Source organism: Burkholderia contaminans, assembly GCF_029633825.1.
Taxonomy (GTDB): domain Bacteria; phylum Pseudomonadota; class Gammaproteobacteria; order Burkholderiales; family Burkholderiaceae; genus Burkholderia; species Burkholderia contaminans.
In genome coordinates, this window is record NZ_CP090641.1 from 2,165,049 (window position 1) to 2,183,230 (window position 18,182).

The 18,182-nt window shown below is 58.5% G+C and carries 15 protein-coding genes; 8 read left to right on the forward strand and 7 right to left on the reverse strand.

The annotated features are described in order from the left end of the window. Window positions 1-21 precede the first annotated feature (21 nt). The 4 genes from LXE91_RS27385 to LXE91_RS27400 all read left to right on the forward strand — a co-directional run bounded on the left by LXE91_RS27385 (window position 22) and on the right by LXE91_RS27400 (window position 3,044). Window positions 22-396: a hypothetical protein gene (locus LXE91_RS27385; protein ID WP_039354628.1), complete on the forward strand. Its 375-nt coding sequence runs from the start codon at window positions 22-24 to the stop codon at window positions 394-396. 72 nt (window positions 397-468) lie between these two features. Beyond that, a complete protein-coding gene (locus tag LXE91_RS27390) occupies window positions 469-1,182 on the forward strand; it encodes an SDR family oxidoreductase (RefSeq protein ID WP_039354144.1) in 714 nt (237 codons plus the stop codon). 157 nt (window positions 1,183-1,339) lie between these two features. Then, the gene (locus LXE91_RS27395; RefSeq protein WP_039354145.1) at window positions 1,340-1,801 is read left to right on the forward strand and encodes a MarR family winged helix-turn-helix transcriptional regulator; all 462 of its coding nucleotides are present in this window, start codon (window positions 1,340-1,342) and stop codon (window positions 1,799-1,801) included. Between the two features lie 430 nt (window positions 1,802-2,231). Then, window positions 2,232-3,044, forward strand: coding sequence for a hypothetical protein (locus tag LXE91_RS27400; protein ID WP_039354147.1), 813 nt, complete (start codon window positions 2,232-2,234; stop codon window positions 3,042-3,044). 598 nt (window positions 3,045-3,642) lie between these two features. On the opposite strand, the gene LXE91_RS27405 is transcribed toward LXE91_RS27400, so the two are convergent. The 4 genes from LXE91_RS27405 to LXE91_RS27425 form a co-directional block, all read right to left on the reverse strand. Next, a complete protein-coding gene (locus tag LXE91_RS27405) occupies window positions 3,643-6,447 on the reverse strand; it encodes an ATP-binding protein (RefSeq protein ID WP_076841401.1) in 2,805 nt (934 codons plus the stop codon). Window positions 6,448-6,928: 481 nt separating this feature from the next. Beyond that, window positions 6,929-7,564: a glutathione S-transferase family protein gene (locus LXE91_RS27410; RefSeq protein ID WP_039354153.1), complete on the reverse strand. Its 636-nt coding sequence runs from the start codon at window positions 7,562-7,564 to the stop codon at window positions 6,929-6,931. 240 nt (window positions 7,565-7,804) lie between these two features. Further along, the gene (locus tag LXE91_RS27415; RefSeq protein ID WP_039354155.1) at window positions 7,805-8,689 is read right to left on the reverse strand and encodes an NmrA family NAD(P)-binding protein; all 885 of its coding nucleotides are present in this window, start codon (window positions 8,687-8,689) and stop codon (window positions 7,805-7,807) included. A gap of 579 nt (window positions 8,690-9,268) precedes the next feature. After that, window positions 9,269-9,847 carry a TetR/AcrR family transcriptional regulator gene (locus LXE91_RS27425; protein ID WP_039354157.1) on the reverse strand — a complete coding sequence of 193 codons (579 nt, stop codon included), beginning with the start codon at window positions 9,845-9,847 and terminating at the stop codon, window positions 9,269-9,271. A gap of 668 nt (window positions 9,848-10,515) precedes the next feature. Between LXE91_RS27425 and LXE91_RS27430 the strand changes: the two genes are divergently transcribed. The 3 genes from LXE91_RS27430 (at window position 10,516) to LXE91_RS27440 (ending at window position 12,182) form a co-directional block, all read left to right on the forward strand. Next, a complete protein-coding gene (locus LXE91_RS27430) occupies window positions 10,516-10,893 on the forward strand; it encodes a hypothetical protein (protein ID WP_076841399.1) in 378 nt (125 codons plus the stop codon). A gap of 72 nt (window positions 10,894-10,965) precedes the next feature. Beyond that, complete coding sequence (locus LXE91_RS27435; RefSeq protein WP_039354163.1) at window positions 10,966-11,676, forward strand: SDR family oxidoreductase; 711 nt, start codon at window positions 10,966-10,968, stop codon at window positions 11,674-11,676. A 50-nt stretch (window positions 11,677-11,726) separates the two neighbouring features. Continuing rightward, on the forward strand, window positions 11,727-12,182 hold the full coding sequence (locus LXE91_RS27440; protein WP_046196720.1) for a MarR family winged helix-turn-helix transcriptional regulator: 456 nt from the start codon (window positions 11,727-11,729) through the stop codon (window positions 12,180-12,182). A 272-nt stretch (window positions 12,183-12,454) separates the two neighbouring features. On the opposite strand, the gene LXE91_RS27445 is transcribed toward LXE91_RS27440, so the two are convergent. Next, window positions 12,455-13,096 (reverse strand): HD domain-containing protein, encoded by a 642-nt coding sequence (locus tag LXE91_RS27445; RefSeq protein WP_039354633.1) that lies wholly within the window; start codon window positions 13,094-13,096, stop codon window positions 12,455-12,457. 79 nt (window positions 13,097-13,175) lie between these two features. Here LXE91_RS27445 and LXE91_RS27450 point away from each other — a divergent pair, with 79 nt between their 5' ends. Then, window positions 13,176-13,361, forward strand: a complete 186-nt coding sequence (locus LXE91_RS27450; RefSeq protein ID WP_278068137.1) for a hypothetical protein — start codon at window positions 13,176-13,178, stop codon at window positions 13,359-13,361. A 160-nt stretch (window positions 13,362-13,521) separates the two neighbouring features. Here LXE91_RS27450 and LXE91_RS27455 read toward each other — a convergent pair whose 3' ends face one another. Beyond that, the gene (locus tag LXE91_RS27455) at window positions 13,522-14,994 is read right to left on the reverse strand and encodes an efflux transporter outer membrane subunit (protein WP_039354164.1); all 1,473 of its coding nucleotides are present in this window, start codon (window positions 14,992-14,994) and stop codon (window positions 13,522-13,524) included. Further along, complete coding sequence (locus LXE91_RS27460) at window positions 14,991-18,173, reverse strand: efflux RND transporter permease subunit (RefSeq protein ID WP_039354165.1); 3,183 nt, start codon at window positions 18,171-18,173, stop codon at window positions 14,991-14,993. Before LXE91_RS27460 ends, LXE91_RS27455 begins: the two co-directional genes overlap by 4 nt. Window positions 18,174-18,182: the final 9 nt, after the last annotated feature.

The following is an 18,182-nucleotide window of genomic DNA, read 5'->3' on the forward strand; positions in this document are numbered from 1 at the left end:
GAAACGAAGCGAGGTTTGAACATGTCACTCACTCAAGACGAGCGTCACCCGTTTCTCGACGATCTGACGGCTGACGCGGAACTGATCAGCTCGGTGTTGCGCGGTCCCGTCACCGGACGCGACGACATCCGGCTCGCCGTCGACACCGTCGGAACCTTCTACGCGTCCCAGACGCCCACGTTTCTTCAAACCGTCGGCTCGCGGCTTTTTCTGGAATACGAGGCTGTCCTGACGAGCGGCGAGAAGTTGAGCGCGGTCGTTGTCGTCGATCGCAACGCCGACGGATCGGTGCCGCGCGTCAGCGTGCGGATGAGCCCGCTTGGCGCCGTACTGACGCTCGCCACCCATCTGCGGGGCGCGCTCTCGAAGCAGTTGCCGGAAAACCTCTTTCTTTGAACCGGGCACGCGCAGGCCGGCGGCGGGAGTCGACCCGCAACCGGCAAGCGGCTTTTGAAACAGGAGCATGTGATGGATATCAAGAACGCCACCGTTTTCATCACCGGTGCCAATCGCGGCCTGGGTCTGGCTTTTGCGCGAGAGGCACGTCGTCGCGGAGCGGCGAAAGTCTATGCGGGCATGCGCAACACGAGCGGTTTCGACGAGCCGGGCGTGGTGCCGGTCAGGATCGACGTCACGGATCCGGCATCGATCGCCGAGGCCGCGAAACTGGCGGCCGATACGACGCTGCTGGTCAACAACGCGGGGATTGCCGCGCTGATCGACGGGCCTCTGGCGGCCGACATGGAAGCGCAATCCGCCCGCATGTTCGATACGAACTACTACGGCGTGGTGCGCGTCACACAGGCCTTCGAGCCGATCCTGGCGGCCCGGCCGCATGCCGCCATCATCAACGTGCTGTCCGACATCGTGTGGCTTCCGCGGCCCTATCTGGCGCCGTATGCTGCGTCGAAGGCCGCCGCGTGGAGTTACACGAACCAGCTTCGCCTGTCTCTGCACGAGCGCGGCATCCAGGTGCTCGGCCTGCACGTCGGGTTCGTGGATACCGACCTGACCCACGGCATCGACGTGCCCAAAGCCAGCCCGGAGGACGTCGTGCGACAGACTTACGACGCGCTCGCCCTCGGCAAGAGCGAGGTGATGGCCGACAAGGGCACCGCGTTGCTGAAGAGTACGCTCGCGGCCGAGATACCCGGCTACATCACGCCGCCGGCAGGGCTTTGAACGCCGCAGATGACACGGGGCGGGCGCGGCAGCGAGACATGCGGTGCGCGGATCGCCGTACGCCACCGCTGCCGGCTTTCATCGAAAGATACCGCTGCACCTTCGCGTGACGTACGCTTGGCGTTTGCGCGATCAACCGAAACCAGGAGTAGAACAGATGTTGCCGGTCAACCAGCCGCTTGGAATCGATCAATGCAACTGCTTCGCCGTACGCAAAGCGAGCAGGCAGATCTCCAGGCTCTACGATAGCCATCTCGAGCCCGCGGGCCTGCGCATCACGCAATTCCTCACGCTGGCCGCCCTGAGCGAGGTGGGAAGTACCCCGGTCAACGCCCTTGCCGAACGGCTCGATATCGAGCGAACGGCGATGGGGAAAATGGTTGGCTTTCTGGAGCGCGACGGCTTCGTCACGATCAAGCCGTCACCCACGGACGGCCGAAGCCGCCTGATCGAGCTCACCGAGGAAGGGCGGCGCCTGCACGACAGGGCGGCCCCGCTCTGGCAGGAGGCGCAACGGGAGTTCGAGCAACTGAACGGGGCAGACAACGTGACGGCGTTGCGGGAGGGGCTGAGAGGCGTGGTCGTGGGTGACGTGTCGCTTGGGTCGTCAGAAGGCTGAGCCTGCGGATGCATTGCGACGGCAACAGGATTCGTGACACCAGCCGTCATTCGCGGAAGGGTCATGAAACCGCCTGTTGCCGTCGGGGGCGGGCGGCTCATGACTGGAAGACGGCGATGAACCCGTTCGCGATCCTCTACGAGGATCGATTCGTTCGACCATCCGTGTGAATCTCACCCGCCTTGGACACGGAAACTCTGACACCCCCGGTCCGCTCGGCACCGGACTCTCTCGCCGCTGCTCGCTTGCCACGGATTGTTGTAGTCTGGGCAATACGATAGTGTGGTGCATCGGCCTGCCGCCGAACTGACAATGAACCTACGATGTGTCGCGCAGGTGATCGGTGAACCCGAACGGTCGGACCGTTACCGATCGTTTGATCCTGCCGATCTCATCGTCAACCGATCCGCCAGAAAATCAGGAGTGTGTCGTGTTTCACCGGAGATCCATGCTGGGCTGTCGGAATGTTGCGTGCGCCGTCGCGGCGGCGATCATGCTGGCCCCGGTCGCGACGCGTGCAGCGGCCGACAATATCAACGAAACGGCGAGCGTCGCGCCTGCCGTTTCGGCCAACGCGTCACCCACGCGGCCGATCGTCGGCGACGATCCGGTTGCGATTCGGGAAGCACTGGAGAAGCTGCACGTCAAAGGCGCGTCCCCGTCCCTGAGCGAGCGCGTCCGCGGCCTGATCCCCGGCGTGGCCGACAAGCATGGCAAGGACACCGACCTGGCCGCGGTCAACATGGATCGTGAGGTCACTTTCCTGGTGCCGGTGTCGTACGGGCTGCGATATCAGTCGCAGAAGCATCTGTTGAAGGTGAACGTCGACCTGGTCGACGCCGACGGCGAAGGCCGGACAGGCATCCTGCTCAGAAAGGTCATTACCGGGCCGCGAGGGCGAGGGCTCGTGATCGCACCCGAGGCGAAGGCAAAAGGCTATATCCAGCAGATCGACATCATCGAGCTCGATCCCGGAAAAGGCGGGAAGTCCACCGTGCGCGGCAGTGTGAGGCTGTCACCCGCTGCGTACGCGCAAGCGCAGGGCGGGTTCGCGTTCGCACTTTCCGGGCGCCTGGTCCGGCCGTACCTGACCGAACACGTCGAGCACGCCGAGCCGAACAACGACGAGCCGACTGATATCACGACGAGAACTTCGAGGCTGCACCTGGATGTCGAGTCCATTTCGCTCGTGAGCCGGGCGAGTGGTGCGGTGTTGTTGAAGAAGCTGAGTTTCTCGAAGTAGTGGGTTGCTTGCGCGAGTCTTTGGGCGGGAAAGGGGCGCCGGCCATTGGGTGGCTCGCCGGCGGCGAGCCGGTCGATCTCGCGGAATTGGCTCGTGCCCGGTCGGGGATCTCGATCGGGCTCGCTTGACGTGTGATATTCGTACGCTGACGCGGAGGACTCGGGCGGAGCATCGTCGCGGGTGATGCCGCGGCACACGGCGGCGCCGCCACGTCAGGCCGGATCGTGCTGCTGCGGAATCAGGGCGACGTCAGCCCTGCCGTTGCTCGGCTGCGATGCGGGCAAGTCATTTCGGAACACTTCTCGCGCTGCGCGACGTTAGCGACGCCAAGCAGGGTACGCGTATCAGCTGCTCGGCACTCTTCCGCAGGTGATACGTGCGATTGCCTCGGCGCCGGTTTTTGCGCACCGGACCTACCAGCGAACAGGAAGATACTCGTCGCATTGCTGGCCTGGTCGCGGAGGAAATTCTGCGCACTGACACAGAGGGTGCCGGCGCAATTGCCGACGCCGTGCATCTCGCGGTCGCCAGTTTGGATCGGTGTCGGGGCCGCTCTCGGCGCGTCGCGGACAGTACCCGGCGTGGCAGGCGCACCCACCTATCGCGAACGGAGTTCAAGGCCTTCAATTAAAACGGTTCGTGCTGTCCGCACATCTCTCGTTTCCGCGCCCTGGCTTACTCGTGAGAGGGTCGCCGAAAGAATATCCTCGGCCTCCTGCCGCTCGCCCTTCTGGAACAGAAATCGGGACAAGCTGGTGGCGGCGCGTAACTCGAATGAAAAAGTGCCGTGCTGCGTCGAAAGCGAAATCGCGTCTCGAAACAATGTCTCAGCCTTTTCCAAGGGCTTGCTACTATGTTCAAGATACTGCTCACCTAGCACACGCCAAATCTCTGGCGTAGCCCACCCGGCTCTGCCGGACGTCGCCCGCTCAATAGCCAGTGGAGTAAGAAGTTGTCGGTTCACGGTGGCGAGTGTTTCATGTGCAGTCGGAGCCCAATGGTCAAATGCGCGCCACCATGCTTTGCCTTGCGGCCGCGTTGATTGTTGTCGTCCGAATCCATAGCATTGTGCTTGGTCTCGCCAATTGACGAGCAGATACTCGCTAGAGAGCCCCTCAAGCAGCGACAGATATTTTTCCAACTCTGCGTAGTCACCGCGCCAGCAGGCAACCGGACATGCTCCTGATGCGAGAGCGCAACAAACCGATAGGTCATGGTCCAGACTTAGTGCTTCCTCCACGCTTTCTGCCGCAATGGTGACGGCGTCGTCGACAAGCCCAACAAGCCAGAGTATTCGCGACCGAAGAGAAGTAAGCGCTGTGCGTGCATCATAACGAGTCGGGTCTTGCACTTTCCGCTTGGCTGTTCTCGGTCCATAGATTGAAAGTGCGACGTCCGCATGATGCAGCGCACCTTCAACCTTGCCCAACTGCGTATCCACCAGGGCTTGCATTCGGTGGTACATCGGTATGTCACTAGTCCGTGTGCGAGACAGCTCGCAAAGATGCCCGCAAAATCGGTTCGCTTCCTCGTATTCACCGGCCATTGTCGTCATCACGATAGTCCCATAGAGCACCTGAACCTGGCGGACTTCATGACGATGATGTACAGCCAGCGCCAACGCCTCGCGGAATGCGTGGGTTGAGACTCCCTGCTTGAGGGACTGCGTCAGGAAATCCGCCTGCGCGAGCGCGAGCAGGAGTCGAAATTCGGACTCGGCATCGGCTGCGCTGCCCCTCTGAATGAACTGCAGTGCATTCAATACACGTTGACGGTATTCGTCACAAAGGTACAGCTGATAGAAGAGTGAACCACTCGACCAGGTTAGGGCCACGCCGAGTGTTCTGTCTGTTGTGCTAGCGAGTGACCAGTCGAGTGCGGCGCGTACATCGTTCAGGATGCGAGGGGCGCCGGCCAGTTCATCTACTGCCGGCGTTGCCGAGGACCAGACGGCAGGTTCGGTGAAGAGCGAAAGAAAGTACTTGGCGTGCTGCCTCGCCGCGGCTTCGTACTCACCGCATTCTTTGAGCTTCTCGATGCCGTATGCTTTCGTGCTGTCGAGTAGTCGGAAAGTTGGAGGATGGCTGCCCGGAATTGACGTGAATAGTGACTTGTCGACGAGATTCGCTATCGATGACACGATTGCAGACGAGAGCGGTAAGCTGTCGTTCAAGAGGGCACCAATCTGTGCGAACGAGAAGCTTCCCTTGAAGATTGCCGCGTGTCGCAATATCCGGCGCTCTTGTTCGGTCAGCGTATCGTAACTCCAATCGATAGTTGACCGTAGCGTTCGATGGCGAGGCAGCGCAGTTCTATGGCCACGCGTGAGCACGTCAAGCCGCTTGTCCAGCACGCTGAATAAGCCTTCGGCGCCAAATACGTGAACCTGCGCGGCTGCCAGCTCGATAGCAAGGGGTAGACCGTCGAGCGAGGCGCAGATATTGCAGATGGTCTCGATATTGTCCGTGATGACCATGAATTCGTTCGACTGGAACGAGGTGGACCGCTCGCAGAACAATCTCACTCCCGAGTAGGATAGTGCGTCCTCCGTGGAGATTCCCTTCGCGTGCTCGGGAACGTCGAGAGGTTTGATTCGGTAGACATATTCGTTTGGAACTCGCAGGGGTTCGCGGCTTGTTGCGAGAATTGTGACGTGCTCGCATGATTGTGAAATCGCGAGTGCCAATTGAGCAACTGCATCGATGACATGTTCACAGCAGTCAAGCAGCAATAGTCGTTCTGATTGCGCAAGATGATCTGTTATCGAATCGATAGGCGAACGGTTGTCGGCCAATAGTTCAAGTGCCGATGCGACTGTGCTCGCGACATGGTCGCCATGACTGACCGATGACAGTTCGACTATGCTGGTCGCAATGTTGTTCGCTTCGCTGAATGCTCGCACGGCCACTAGCGCAGCAGCCGACTTCCCGATACCACCCGGGCCGACAATGGAAACCAAGCCTCTTGTCGATAATAAACGGCAGATGTCCTCGATCGCAGTGCGCCGGCCAATGAGATTGCTGATGTCATTGCTTGCATCGTCGAGGGTTTCTGCCGCTGCAGTGTTGCGCAAGGCGGTGTAGGTCACGGGTCCGACAAAGCAGTAACCGCGCCCCGTGATGCTGCGAATGCCATGCGAGCTTGCCGAATCTTCCGCCAGAAGTTTTCGTAGAGCAGTTATCTGGACACGTAAATTCACGTCCCCTACCACCGAGCCAGGCCACACCTTCTCTTGAAATTCCTTTTGAGACACGACTTCGCCGGGACGTTGCACGAGCAGCGAAAGAATATCGAATGCGCGGTTGCCAATTTCCGCGACATCGTTCCCGCGTTCCAGGCGACGTTCGTCCGGGTAGAGGCGAAAACTGCCAAACGAGATGCATGTACGGGATGCCGGTGTCATATGAAGCTCATAGGAATTGAGTCGATTCGCCCAACCTGGCACGGGTCAAGCCGGCATACGCGTCGTTCTGACTGGCGTGGTTCCGGAGGCGCCTCGACAATCAGGAAGCTCGGCTGACACTGTCGCGTGGCACCAAAGTGTGTAATTCCCTATCAGGCAGGATGTTAATACTATCGGCTGTTCATTAGGCTCTTCTACAGAGTTCGCGATGCCACTCGGCACGTGGTGGCGACGGGCGACTTCGGAGATTGTCTGGGTAATGTAAGTTTCGACCTCGAAACCATGCTCGAGACAACCAACTTCAAACGTTTCGCCATTCGGCCTCTCCGCAATGTTCGAATACTGTGCATCCACGGTGGACAAGTTCGAGCGCTATTTCGGCGCACGTGGCCAGCTATTGCCGTGAGTGGCGAAGTTGTCACTCACATTGCTGCCGAACTCCGGGACTTGCCGAAGCAGCGGCGATAGTGCTTTGGGGAACCTATTGGTCAAATACGTTCAGACCGCGCTGCACGGCAGGTCTGTTCACGACTTGCCTGAACCAGGCGCGCAAGGCGGGAAGTTGTTCCCAATCGATTTGGTCTTCGTTGAATTTGGCAAAGGCGACCGCCGCGAGATCTGCCAATGTAAGAGTGTCGCCGGCGAGAAATGGCGTAGCAGTGAGGAAACTTTCACAGAGTGCGAATGCGTTGACACTGCGTTGCCGGTGCAGCTCGGCCATCTGCTCGAATTCTTGCTGCCCGGCAAACCAGCTCGCATGCCCTGGTGCCACAACATCGGTAACGATATAAAAAAACCGCTCCATGGCAATGGCGGACGCGCCGGATACGGTCTCAGGAAATAATTCCGGCCGCCCAAGACGTGCGGCATACAACATGATGGACGACGACTGCGAGATGACTAAAGCAGCATCATCATCGCCATGACCAACAAGCACGGGCACCTTGCCTGCGGGGTTTAATGAAAGAAAAGCCTTGCTTCGCTGTTCACCGCGCCGCAGATCGACACACCTTGCGGTGTACGGGATACCGGCTTCCTCCAGAGCGATTGCAGCTCTAACCGAGTTCCCTGTTGCCGCTCCGTACAGTACCAATGAAGCGCTCGAAATTGCGGTCATGTCAGACTCCTCAAGGGTGTACGTCGAACGCGGGTCGCGAACGGAAGCGTGGCTCGGCGTTTCCCGGTCTGAGCCGGAGGGACGCGACTTGACAGTCTAGTTTCCGCTACCGGACGAGAAAATTACAACGACGGCGGAAATGCGCGGCTTCAGGTGGGGTCCGAAAAAAAGCGAAGGCGGCTACAGGGCCCGGCCTTCGCATGGGTGACATCAACGGACGCCATGACGACGGAGCCGGCGTTAACCTTGGAACACCTTACGGTTTGCTTCCAGAAACGCCCGAATAGTCAGGGGTGCTCGGCCAGTGATTTCCGCAATAACATTGTCTGCACCCGCGAAAACTCCGTTCTGATAGTCGATTGCCACTTCCTCGAAGTGCTGAATCAGAAACTCCGGAAGATCGTATGTCTCGAGATGTTGCCGGTACTCCCGGAGAGTCGAGGGCGCGTAGACAATCTTGCGGTCAAGAACATCGCTCATCACCTCGGCAATCTGCGCATGACCAAGCTCGACGGGGCCGTATAACGGAAACGTATTCCCAACATGGCTCGCTGGATTCGAGAGCATTGCAGAGATGAACCTCGCCTGGTCCTCCGCTCCGATTGGGGCATGGCGACCGTTTCCGTACGGGAGGGTAATCTTGCCTTGAGCGACGATGGTATCGCGCACCCATGGGAACACGAACCATTCGGAGAAGAAGGTAGGGCGGATGTGTACGGTAGGCACCCCCGACCAATCAAGGACACGTTCCGCAATCCAGTGGTCTCGCGCAGCATGGCTTTTTGAGTCCTCGCGCGCGGAAATCTGCGACATGTTTACCACTACATCGAGCTTGGCGCGCCGCGCAGCATCCGCAAAATAAGCCGTGGCCTGAATAAACCCTGGACGCACCGGGTAACACAGGTAAGCGCCCGTCATGCCGTCAGTTGCGCGAATAGAATCGTCATGATTGAGCAGGTCACCGACGAGCACCTCAGCTCCCAGTTGCCGGAGCGCATCGGCACGCGCGTCTTCAGTATGTACGAGCGCTCGCACTGCATGACCGGCGTCGAGAAGTTGCTGCACGGTATAAACGCCCGTTTTGCCAGTCGCGGCAGTGACGAGGTATCGCTTCTGTTCTTCCATCGTAGTTCTCCAATAGCGAGAGAGTTCATAAGACGATTGCATTTCGAGCCGTGAAGCTACAATCGAACCCCATTAATTGTGTATATGCACACATTTGGGATGCCGTTGACATCCTTTGGTACGTCCGGCGTCGTAGTGGGCTCGTCAGCTGTTTGAGTTGTGGGTTCATCACTACAATTAGATGATATTGACCATCTAAAAGATAGTCAAAGAATTTTTCACATCGCAGCTTTGAGGTAGGTGTCATCCCCGGAGTCGCGCGGATTGCATCGTCATGGTCGAGCAAGTCACCAACCTAACTTCAGCTCCATCCTTCCGCAGGGTTTCGGCTCGGTCGTCATCGCGTCGAACGACCGCACGAACTGCATGGTCGGCTCGCAGCAGGTTGTTGACGGTGAACACGCCGGTCTTTCCGGCCGGCAGTCACCGGGTACTTTCCTTTCTCCATGAGCGCATGCTCCCGTTGGCGAGGTACCGGTTATGGAGGAATGCTGAATACTTGTAGACAATCGGGCCGCTGTCCTCCAGCAGTCTGCTCCATGGGATTGAAACAGGACCAAGCTGGAGGTGCCATTGTCGTCACAGTTCGATCAAATGGCGCTTTACTGTTTTCAGGAGAGCGTCGGATGTCTTCGGGTCGGAGACAATTCGCGATAGCGTTATCGCTCCGACCATTGCGGACAGGGCGAACATCGCATTGGGATGGGACATATCATCCCCGGCTTCGCCGCTTCCGATGTGCTCCGCCAGAGCTTCGACCATCTTGCTTAACCCCAATGTTGCGGCCTCGCGTGTCAGCTCGTCGGCACGAGCGAGTTCACTGCCCATGCCAGCAAACGGGCATCCGTCAGCGGCATTGTCGCGGTGGGTCCTGGACACATAGCTGTTCACCATGGACGCAAACCCCGCCTTGCCACCGGTTTTGCGTGCCGACTCACTGAGCGAGTCGACAACCGACGAGAGCGCCAGCTCAAACGCTTCCGCCAACAACTGGTTTTTCGATTCGAAGTGACGGTAGAACCCGCCATGTGTCAGCCCCGCCTCGGACATGACATCGTTAAGTCCGGTGCCTTGTATCCCTTTGCTCCGGAACTGTTGAGCCGCAATTTCGACTATCCGCTGGCGAGTTTCGGCCGTCTCGGCTCTTGACTTCCGCATCGTCTACCTCGATTCGCAGTATCATGAATATAGATGATGATATGCATCTAAGTGGATGTCAATGGCAGGAGTTAGCCCGGCTCTGAGGCCGACGTTCAGCTTTCGATTTCGCTGCTCCAGCGAATCTCGACTACACATGCACGCTGGTTACTGCAGATATCGAACCAAACCCTGAAAACGACTGAGCAGAACTGAAATCGTGGAAAGAGGGGGCCGAGACTGGGTCGGGCGGGCCTAACATACAGGGCAGCAATGCTGCGCCTTGATTGTCGCGGGTGGTTTCAAGTCACCCATGGATGCATGTCGGGTATGGGAATCACTTCGACATGCAGACGATAACCCACGTCATGAAGCATGTGCTCGGATGGGCAACGAACTCAAGGGCGACTGCTTTCCTCGGGTTGAATTCTTGAAGGTGCGTTGGGCATGAGGCGAGACCATGCAGCACAAGCAGCCGCGCATGCGACGGAATTCATCGGCCCATGGCTCCATGGATATGCCCGTTGTATGGGTGAGTGTCGTGCAGCTCGGCCGATTGTTGCCGCTTTCGGACATGTGAGTTTGTTCCGGCAACATCGATTCATGTGTAATTGCACATTATATTTGTGCCGCATGGAATATGTAGTCGTGTGAAGTTCCAGTCATCCCGATATTGATAGGAGTACACCATGTCAGGCAACAACAGCGGTCGTCACCCGTTTCTTGATGACCTCACCGAAGACGCCGTCCTTTCGAGCACATTGCTGCGCCAGCCAGTATCTGGCCGTGAGCGTATCAAAAGTGTCATTGCAGCCGTTGGCGCGCTGTATCAGACCCAGACGCCGACGTTCCTGGGTGTCGTCGATAACCGTACCTTGCTGCAGTACGACGCGGTTCTGGTCGATGGAATTGCTATTCGCGGTGTCGCTGTCATCCAGCGCGATGAAGGTGGCGAGGTGCCGCGCGTCAGTGTGACGTTCGAGCCGCTCGATGCCGCCATGCACCTTTCTCGACGACTGGATCCGGTCCTGAGAGAAGAGATTGGTGATGGTTTTTTTCTGTCCTGAGCGAGTGACTTCGAGCATAACGGCTTGGTTGCCGGACATGAACTTGGTTTTTTATCAACAGGAGAGTCAGCGATGAGTATCAAAGGTGCAGTTGTGTTTGTGACCGGCGCAAGCCGTGGTCTTGGACTTGCATTCGTGCGAGAGGCAGTGGCTCGGGGCGCCGCGAAAGTATACGCAGGCGTGCGCAATCCGGATAGCTTCAGTGAGCCCGGTGTTACCCCGGTCAAGCTTGATGTAACGGATTCTCGTTCGGTTGCCGAGGCAGCCAAGATTGCGGCAGACACCACGGTGCTGGTCAACAACGCTGGAATTGCTGAAGTCACCAGCGCTCCATTTTCCGAAGATGTTGCAGAGCAGGCTCGTCGCTTCTTTGAGACAAACTACTACGGTGTGATGCGCGTGACTGCCGCGTTCCAGCCGTCGCTACCGAAAGATGGCACGGGAGCGATTATCAACGTGCTGTCAGATGCCACGTGGCGAGTCGTCCCGTTTCTCGCACCCTATGCGGCGTCGAAGGCTGCGGCTTGGAGCTATACGAACAATATCCGTGCGGTGGTGGCGGAAGAGCGTATTCAGGTGTTGGGGCTTCACGTTGGCGTGATGGATACCGATCTCACGAGAGGCTTCGATGTGCCGAAGAGCGCGCCAGCCGATGTGGCCCGTCAAACGTTCGATGCACTGGAAGCAGGCGAGAGTGAGATTCTGGCCGACGAGCAAACGCGTGCTTTGAAGCGGACACTGTCCTCGAAGCATTCGGCTTACATCGACCCGACGGTTGCTTAAGCTCCGCTGGCGTTCTGCTACCATGACGTGCCTGAATGTACGAGCACGTGATGAAGAAGCCGGGTGGAACGTCACCATCAGTGGACCTCGATAGTCCTGACGTCTGTTATGCATTGGCCGCCCGGCGGAGTGCTCGCTTTGTGACTCGCATTTATGAAAGTTGCCTTGAACCCGCTGGGATTACTTCGTCGGAGTTCTCGATTTTGTCGCTGCTCGAGTTCACGCCGGCCATCACTGTCGCGGAGCTGGCTCGAAAGATGGAGATGGAGCGCACGACACTCGTTCGTGCGCTGAAGCCCATGCGCGAGGCGGGCTATGTTTGCGAGGGAGAGGAGAAGCTTGGCCGTGCGGTGACGCTGGTGGTATCGAAAGCGGGCTTGAGAAAGCTTGCCCAGGCGAAGCCGTATTGGAAAGCCGCCCAAAAGGCCTTCGAGGAACGGGTCGGGAAAGCCGAAGCTGCTCTGTTCCGGGAAATGGCATTGGTGGCGGTTTCTCGTCGAGAGTGACTCGCCCCAGTCCGCGCCACTACTTCTCTGTCCCCGCCCTCGATGGGTGATGCCGTGCGTCAAAGAGGGCTTATATGGATATGTGTAAAGAGTCTTTCGGCTACAGCAGTGTTCGGTAGTCGGTGCTCCGCGCCGCTCAATCGTCTCTTATGGTCGGAGCTTCCCGGTCGCATCACCCGACGACAGCAATCGCGTTCAGGGCTTCGCGCATCATGAGTCTGTAAGGATTGCGCCAGATTGCGTTCTCCTGGGCGCTTTCGTGCTGCCGGTCTTCAGCTGTCAAAAGGCGCATTCTCGATGAGGTCGCAAACATTCGGACAATCGAAGCCGTGGATGTGCCGGCGCCCGATATCTGCAAGCCCGGTCCCAACTGCAGTATGAGGCTTCTTGCGGACAACTTCGGCGAGTGCTTGCATGAATGCGGATTTCATGCCCTCGCGGGGATATATCGAGAGAACGTCATCGACGAAGGCTGGTGTGAGCTCGTTAAAGTTCAAGCCAAGAACGTCGACATGAGCGCCGAGAAAGACGAGTGCAATTTCTGCCTGCTTCCGGTCGGCAATGCCGGCACTGGAGTGCAGGGCGATTCCATCCCAGACCAATCGAGTCTTCGTTTCGGCATAGCCGTTCGCGATGAGAAATCGAGTGGCAGCATCAGCACCGTCGACCTCGAAGCGCTGGTCAGCACTGAATTCTTCGGTCAACCCCAAGTCGTGCAACAAGGTTGCGAGATAGACGAGTTCGCGGTCGTACTTGAGTCCGCGCTTCGTACCGAGAAATTCTGCGAACCACCAAGTGCGATGGACGTGATTCAGGATCGGCCTTGAATGAACTCGCTCGACGAGAGAAGCCGCGCTGCGCGTCAATGCTGAGTCCGGCGCGACTATCCCTCCGATGGCGACAGGTGTGGTCAATTTATCCTCCATATGGTGCTGTGGTTCGGTTTCGGGAAGAAGCCCGGCGACGCGAGCGTATGTGCACGTGTGTAGAGGCTTGCTGGCAAAATTCCGCAAGCCCAAGCCCAAGCCCAAGCCCAAGCCCAAGCCCAAGCCCAAGCCCAAGCCCAAGCCCAAGCCCAAGCCCAAGCCCAAGCCCAAGCCCAAGCCCAAGCCCAAGCCCAAGCCCAAGCCCAAGCCCAAGCCCAAGCCCAAGCCCAAGCCCTGGCCGGCTTATCCGTAACCGTAAGAGATTTCCACTCAGATGTCCTGTTCCACATCTGCACGGAACCTGAAAATGTTCGAGCGGCCTGGTAGCATGCGTTCAGCGGTTCGACCGGAAGGTAAGAGCCCGGTGTTCTGATTGCAAACTGGCGTGGCGACACTGGCCATAGCCGCGGCAACTAGCGGCTAGCCGTCAGATTATGGGTGGCGGGTTCCCATCCACCGCCCAATGCCCGGTAGACGCCTACTGCGGCCCGCGCGGCGTCCGCGCGATTGGAGTCAAGCTCGTCTCTCGCGGAGAGCAACTGGCTGTCGGCGTCGAGAACGTCCGTCAACGTGATTGACCCTGCGCGATATGCCTGCTGAGACAAGTCGCGAGCTTTCGTCAGAGCCTCGATCTGGTCCTGGATTTCCGCCAGACGAATCTGAGTCTGAGAAAGGGTAACGAGCGCATTCTCGACGTCCTCGGCAGCATGCAGCACGGACTGGCGATAGATAGCCAGGGCCTCTGCGTTAGCCCCCTTGGCTTGCTTTACTTCCGCATCCACTTTGCCGAAGTCGAATAGCCGCCAACGTAACGCCCCCCCGCCCACTGCCTGGAAGGCAGAAGCGCTGAACATGCGGTTGGTGCCAACGCTATCAAGACCGAGTGCGCCAGATAGCGAGATTTTCGGATAGTAGTCTGATATCGCTGCGCCAATGTGTTCATTTGAAGCAGCGAGCCTACGCTCTGCCGCGATGACGTCTGGTCGACGACGAAGCATGTCCGTAGGTGAGTTGTCGCGTGGTATCGGCGGCACGGCGGGAACGTCGTGCGGTGTCCCAAGCTCACTCGCATAAGTTCCCGGCTGTACCCCCATCAGGACGTCGAGGCGATTCAACTGCTTCTCCAGTCCGATGCGCAACGGAGGAACGGTGGCGAGCGCCCGCTTGAGCAATGCATCTGCTTGTGCCACCTCTCTTCCGGTTGCAGAACCGGCGTTGTATCGGTCACGGACGAGTTGCAGCAACCGTCTGTCGGTCTCAATCTGGTCCTCCGCTACCCCGAGGCGGGCTTGATAACCGCGAATTTGCAGGTACGCGTCCGCGGCGTCCGCAGCTACGCTGATGCGTACGCCGGCCTGGTCGGCTTCTGCTGCCTGTGCTTCTTCGCGTGCTGCCGTGGCGTCGCGCCGCAACCCGCCAAACAGGTCGATTTCCCAACTGGCTGAAGGCCCCAACGTGTATTCGTGGCTCGTACGGGAGTAGCCTGGAAGGCTCGAGGCGAGCTTGCCTGTCGGACTCAATGTACTTTGGTGCTCTGCTGTTGCGGACCCGCCGAAATCAACCGTAGGCAGCAGGTCGGCGCCCGCGCCAGCCGCCGCCGCACGAGCTTGCTGTACCCTGGCGACGGATGCCACCAAATCAAGGTTCTGGGCGAGAGCGCGTTGCACAACCTGAACGAGCATGGGGTCATCGAAGGCGAGCCACCACTGGTCGAGCGACGGTCGTTGCCTGCTTTGAGAGTTCGGCGCTGCGGCGGTATTGTGAAAAGCCGTAAGTGCAGGCTCCGGTGCAACGTAATCAGGGCCCACTGCACAACCAGTTACCGCCAGCCCAAGCAACGCACTTGCGACATACGTTTTCGTCTTCAAGAAGGTCATGCGTTTCATTTTGCGCTCCCGCCGGAAAACACACGACTCAATGCCTTCTTTGCGTCAGGATTGTTGAAATTCCGGATGAATGTATAGATTGCCGGCGTGAAGAGGAGTCCGAAGACAGTCACGCCTATCATGCCAAACAGAACCGCCGTTCCCAGCGATTGGCGCATCTCCGCGCCGGCGCCGGTGGCGACAGCCAGCGGCGCTACTCCAAGAATGAACGCGAAAGATGTCATCAAGATTGGACGCAGGCGAGTCTTGGCGGCACTGACCGCAGCATCTTCAGTGTCGTCGCCGTGGTGCTCTCGTTGACGCGCAAACTCGACAATCAGAATGGCGTTCTTTACTGCGAGTCCTACGAGGACGACGAAGCCGATTTGAGCAAGGATGTCGATTGGCATGCCTCGTACATGCAGCCCCGTCGACGATGCCAACAGGCACATCGGAACAATGAGCACGATGGCAAGCGGCATCTTCCAGCTTTCGTACTGGGCGGCGAGCACGAGAAATACACAAAGTGCGGCCGCTGCGAATATCGCCAGCGTCGGGGTATGCGGCAGTTGCTGCTGGTGGGCGAGGTCGGTCCATTCAAACGCAACGCCCGGCGGAAGAACTTGCCGTGCGAGTTCCTCCATCCGCTTCAGAGCTACGCCGGAAGCCACACCCGGCGCTGCGATGCCTTGCACTTCCGCTGCTGGGTAGAGGTTGTAGCGGGGCACACGATATGGGGTCGTCTTTTCACGCAGCGTAGCGACAGTGCCAACCGGCACCATTTCTCCCGAGGCATTGCGAACCTTGAGGCGAAGAATATCTTCGGGCGATTGTCGGAATCGTGAGTCGCCTTGTGCGAAGACCTGAAAAGTCCGCCCGAGATAGTTGAAGTCGTTGACGTACTGCGAACCCATATAGAGTTGCAGCGTGGAGAAGACGTCTGTTGGCGTGAGGCCGACCTTTTCTGCTTTTACGCGGTCAATATCGGCGTAGAGCGAAGGAGCGCCCACGTTGAACAAGGTGAATGCACCCGCGAAGGCGGGGTCATTGTTGGCCGCTTTGACAAGCGCATTTGCTGCCTGCGCCAGGGCTTGCGGCCCTACACCGCCGCGGTCTTCCAGCATCAGCTTGAATCCACCGGGGCTTCCGAGCCCCTGCACCGGTGGTGGCTGGACGACGAGAACAAACGCGTCGTTGACGACCTTCAGACGCTCACGCAGCCGCCTGATCATCTCCGCCGCGTTGACGCCAGGAATGTGATGGCCATAGAGGGACGGCAATCCGAGGTACACGGTTCCGGTGTTGGGCGCGTTCGTTCCTGTCGTCACGTCGAATCCAGTGAGCGGCGATGTGTGCTCGATTCCGGGAGTCGAGAGGATGATGTCGTTGACCTCCTTCACGGCCTTGTCTGTTCGCTCCAGGCTGGAGCCCGGCGGCAACTGGACGAGCACCGCGAGGGTGCCTTGATCCTGTTCCGGGATAAAGCCCGTGCTCATTCTGGAGAACTGGAAGCCCGTCAGGGAAATCAGCACGGCATACACGATGAGCACTACTGATGTTGCGCGAACGAAGCGTGATGTCATCCTTCCGTAGTTTGACGACAGCCACTCGAATGCGGCATTGAACCTACCAAAGCCGCCTTGTACGAGGTAATTGAATCGTCCTCGCGGTCCGGTATGCGAGTGAGATCCGGCGTGCGGCTTGAGAAGGATGGCGCACAGTGCGGGACTCAACGTAAGCGACACGAAGCACGAGATGATTGTCGATGCGGCGATTGTCGTGGCGAACTGCTTGAAGAACAGGCCCGAGATTCCAGTGATGAAAGCCGCCGGTACGAATACGGCGCACAGGGTGAGCGCGATGGCAATCAAAGCTTCCGACACTTCGTCCATCGTCCGATGTGCTGCTTCACGCGGTGACATCCCCAGCCGCATGTTTCGCTCGACGTTTTCCACCACGACGATGGCATCATCGACCACGATGCCGACCGCAAGGACGAGACCGAACAGCGAAAGATTGTTGATCGATATACCGCATGCCGCAAGGATGGTGAACGTCCCCATCAGCGAGACAGGAATTGCAACCACCGGGATGATTGTTGCCCGCCAGCTTTGGAGAAATATGAACACGACGCCGACGACGAGGAGAATCGCGATGAAGATCGTCTTGATGACCTCGTCAATCGACTGGCTCACAAACGTCGTCGGGTCGTAGACAATCTTGTAGTCCAGGCCCGGCGGAAAGCTCTTGCGGAGTTCCTTCATCTTGTCGAGCACTTCATGCTCGACCGTGACCACGTTGGAACCTGGAATCGCATAGACCCAGGAAGACGCTGAAGGACTCTTGTCCGCATACGCCAGTGTTCCATAGTCCGACGAGCCCAGTTCGGCACGGCCGATATCACGAATGCGCGTCACATGGCCATCATTGTCCGACTTCACGATGATGTCTTCGAATTGCTCGGGGGTGGTGAGGCGTCCAAGCGCTTCGATACTGATTTGGTAGGCTCCACTGCCACGGACGGTAGGGTCATTGACCGTGCCTGCGGAGACCTGGGCGTTTTGCGCACGCAATGCTGCGAGAATTTGTGCCGCACTGATGTCACGGACTGCTGCTTTGTCAGGGTCAATCCAGATGCGCATCGCGAACTGGCGTTCTCCTGTCGTGGTGATGTCCGATACTCCCGGGAGCCGTGCAATTTCATCCTTCACGTGAAGAATCATGTAGTTTGAAATGTACTGCGCGTCGCGCGACCCGTCGGGTGAGTACGGATGAATGCCCAGCAACACCGCCGGGATAGTCTTCTTGACGGTTACCCCTTGTCGCTGAACTTCCTCCGGAAGGCGAGACAGCGTGTCCTGTACGCGATTCTCCGTGAGCATTTGAGCAACGTTCATGTCGGTACCCACCTTGAACGTCACGGTGATGCTCAGTGAGCCGTTGCTCGTTGATTGGCTACTGATGTAATCCATGTTTTCCACACCGTTGATGGCCTGCTCGAGTGGCGTGGCAACGGTGCGGGCAATCGTGTCCGCTGATGCGCCGGGGTAGGCGGTCGTCACCTGGACTGTCGGCGGTACGATGTTCGGGTACTGAGCCACGGGCAGAAAACTCAGCGTGACCAACCCGAAGAGCGTGATGAATATGCTCAGCACCGCCGCAAATCGGGGGTGGTCGATGAAGAAGTGAGCGAGTTTCATGATTGGAAC

Bases quoted from the DNA above. Each gene is read 5' to 3' on its own strand.
- LXE91_RS27405 (WP_076841401.1), bottom strand. From the start codon at position 6,447: ATGACACCGGCATCCCGTACATGCATCTCGTTTGGCAGTTTTCGCCTC.
- LXE91_RS27415 (WP_039354155.1), bottom strand. From the start codon at position 8,689: ATGGAAGAACAGAAGCGATACCTCGTCACTGCCGCGACTGGCAAAACG.
- LXE91_RS27390 (WP_039354144.1), top strand. From the start codon at position 469: ATGGATATCAAGAACGCCACCGTTTTCATCACCGGTGCCAATCGCGGC.
- LXE91_RS27430 (WP_076841399.1), top strand. From the start codon at position 10,516: ATGTCAGGCAACAACAGCGGTCGTCACCCGTTTCTTGATGACCTCACC.
- LXE91_RS27440 (WP_046196720.1), top strand. From the start codon at position 11,727: ATGAAGAAGCCGGGTGGAACGTCACCATCAGTGGACCTCGATAGTCCT.
- LXE91_RS27385 (WP_039354628.1), top strand. From the start codon at position 22: ATGTCACTCACTCAAGACGAGCGTCACCCGTTTCTCGACGATCTGACG.
- LXE91_RS27435 (WP_039354163.1), top strand. From the start codon at position 10,966: ATGAGTATCAAAGGTGCAGTTGTGTTTGTGACCGGCGCAAGCCGTGGT.
- LXE91_RS27410 (WP_039354153.1), bottom strand. From the start codon at position 7,564: ATGACCGCAATTTCGAGCGCTTCATTGGTACTGTACGGAGCGGCAACA.
- LXE91_RS27395 (WP_039354145.1), top strand. From the start codon at position 1,340: ATGTTGCCGGTCAACCAGCCGCTTGGAATCGATCAATGCAACTGCTTC.
- LXE91_RS27455 (WP_039354164.1), bottom strand. From the start codon at position 14,994: ATGAAACGCATGACCTTCTTGAAGACGAAAACGTATGTCGCAAGTGCG.
- LXE91_RS27460 (WP_039354165.1), bottom strand. From the start codon at position 18,173: ATGAAACTCGCTCACTTCTTCATCGACCACCCCCGATTTGCGGCGGTG.
- LXE91_RS27425 (WP_039354157.1), bottom strand. From the start codon at position 9,847: ATGCGGAAGTCAAGAGCCGAGACGGCCGAAACTCGCCAGCGGATAGTC.